At 60.4% G+C, this 2,594-nt stretch carries 1 protein-coding gene; it reads left to right on the top strand.

Translation table 11 applies throughout. The features are described 5' to 3' along the window. Positions 1–2,594, top strand: a 2,594-nt coding sequence (locus Q7W83_RS29445; RefSeq protein WP_473658521.1) for a DUF6531 domain-containing protein, incomplete at both ends; no start/stop codon positions are given.

Below are 2,594 nucleotides of genomic sequence, written 5' to 3'. Positions count from 1 at the left end.
GGACATGCCTTCGCTGTTGGACATGGAGCGGCTGATAAAGCTTGGCGATTCGACGACCGCGGTGAGTAGTCGCGACGATGATTTTTTCTCGGGTTTTGCGCGGTGTCCTGCGAACGGAACTCTGGAGATCGAGAGCAAGTTTGAATCGGTTTATGACATTCCGTTGGGGAATATTCAGGTTGATGTGATTGCGCAGGAGGGCGGCGAGAGAACAACGATCACGCTCGATGAAAACGGTAAAGGGCAGTTCAAAGGCACGCCGGGCAAGTTCTACCGCGTACATGTCCAGAGTGAAGTTTCATCGGATCAAATCAAAGACCTGTTCTCCTCTTACGACGCCCTGACGCAAGAACTGGAAACCTGGCTGCGCAGCGAGTGGGCAGGCTTCAAACCACAATGGTCGCAGTCGGCTTTTGCTGCGGCGGGTAATGGACTGCTGGCGGGAAGTTGGGCCGCAGTGATTGGCGTGTGGGACAGCATCAGTCTGCTCTCGGACATTCTTCAGGATCCCCGCAAGTTCGCTGAGCGCCTGGGAAGTGGTGCTGCCCAACTGGCCGACCTGGCAGAACAATTTCCGGCCACCATGGAAAAAGTCCAGCTGCTGGCCAGTGACGAAGCGGCGCTGTGTTTGCTGTTGCGCACCGCCAGCCTGTGGCTGGAGATGCTGCCCCCCAGCGAAATGGCCGGCAAAACCGCCGAAGCGATTTCAACGGTGGCGGTGCAACTGCTCATCGACCTTCTGATCGGGGTCGTTCTGACCTTTGCCGGTGCAGGTGCGGGCGTCGCCTATTTAGGCCTGCGCCTTGCCCACTACGGCGCCCGGATCGTCGACGCTGTGGTGGGCTTCGTCAAAGCGATCTTCAACATCATCAACAGCTTCATTACTTATGTTGATCGCTACAAAAAAGTCGCCGCGCGCGGTGCCGCTGCCGGCCTGAAAAAAGGTCGCATGCAACTGCGCTGGGACGCCAGGCGCAACACCACGCTCAAACAAAACGAACACCACGACAACGTTCCGGAACAAGCGAAAAACCCCAACGGTGACAGCGCCGATTCCGTCGATAGAACTGCCACCAACAAATGCCCGGTGTCGATGGTCACCGGCGAAGAGCTGCTGACCCTCACCGACGGTTCACTGGACGGCCTCCTGCCGTTCGACTTCACCCGGCTTTATCGCACCAGCGCCGCCGAAATTGATTGCGGCCTCGGTTTCGGCTGGAGTCACAGCCTTGCGCACCGGCTGGAAATCGACGGCGACACCGTCATCTGGATCGACCACGAAAACCGTCGCACCACTTTTCCGTTGCCGAGTTTTGAACGCCCGGCGATCCATAACAGCCTCTCGCGCGCGGCGATTTATCTGGGGGATGACCCCGAAGAATTGATCCTCGCCCAAGCGGGCGATGACACGCGGTTTTATCACTTTCGCAACGGTCGGCTGACCGCCATCAGCGACGGTTATGACAACCGCTTGCGCATCACGCACGACCACCGCGACCGCCTCCAGCGTCTCGACAACGGCGCCGGTCGCGCCTTGCTGTTGCGTTATGACCGCGCGCATTTGATCGCCGTCGACTATCAGCGTTTTGTCCCGGCCGACACGCTCGGCGAGGCCTGGGTCACCGAGCAGACGCTGGTCCAATACCGCTACGACGAACGCGCTCGCCTGATCGAGGCGAGCAACGCCGCCGGGGAACGCGAGCGCTACGACTATGACGACCGACACGTCATCCTCCAGCGGCAGCTGGCCGGTGGGGCGAGTTTCTTTTGGGAGTGGGAAAAGTCTGGCAAGGCGGCGCGATGTGTCCGTCATTGGGCGTCGTTTGCGCAAATGGACGCGCGCTATGTCTGGGATGACGCGGGCAGCGTTACCGTCCACAACATCGACGGCAGCGAAGAGGTTTACCAGCACGATGATCGGGCGCGCCTGGTGCGCAAGGTTGAGCTGGATGGCGGCGAACACCTCAAGGCCTATGACGACCAGGGACGGCTGATTGCCGAGCAGGACCCGCTCGGCGCCGTCACCGAATATCACTACGACGAAGTCGGACGGCTAGTGGCGCTGATTCCGCCGCAGGACGAACCGACGTCCTACGAATACCGCAACGGTTTCCTGCACGCGCGCTATCGCGGCAAAGCGCTGTGGAAGTACCGGCGCAATGCTCAGGGCGACGTCACCGAAGCGACCGATCCTGACGGCCAGATCACCCACTATCACTACGATAAACACGGGCAGCTGCTGTCGATCCGTTACCCGGATCTCAGCTGCCATGTCTTCGTCTGGAACGGCTTGGGTCAACTGATCGAAGAGACCTTGCCGGACGCTGGCCAGCGGCGGTTTTCCTACGACGCGTTGGGGCGGCGGATTACCGCCCAGGACGAACACGGTGCGGTCACTCGCTACGCGTGGGACGCCGTCGGGCGACTGATCCAGACGACGCTTCCCACCGGTGCCACGCGCGCCTTCAGCTACAACACCTACGGAAAAATCACCGCCGAGCGCGACGAACTCGGCCGCGTTACGCGTTACGAATACGTCGATGATTTGCATGTGGTCGCCCGCCGGATCAATCCCGACGGTTCGCAGCTCAACT

It is taken from the genome of Pseudomonas sp. 300 (assembly GCF_055803035.1).
Note: the sequence above shows the minus strand (reverse complement) of the source record. Positions and strands in the feature narration are given on the sequence as shown.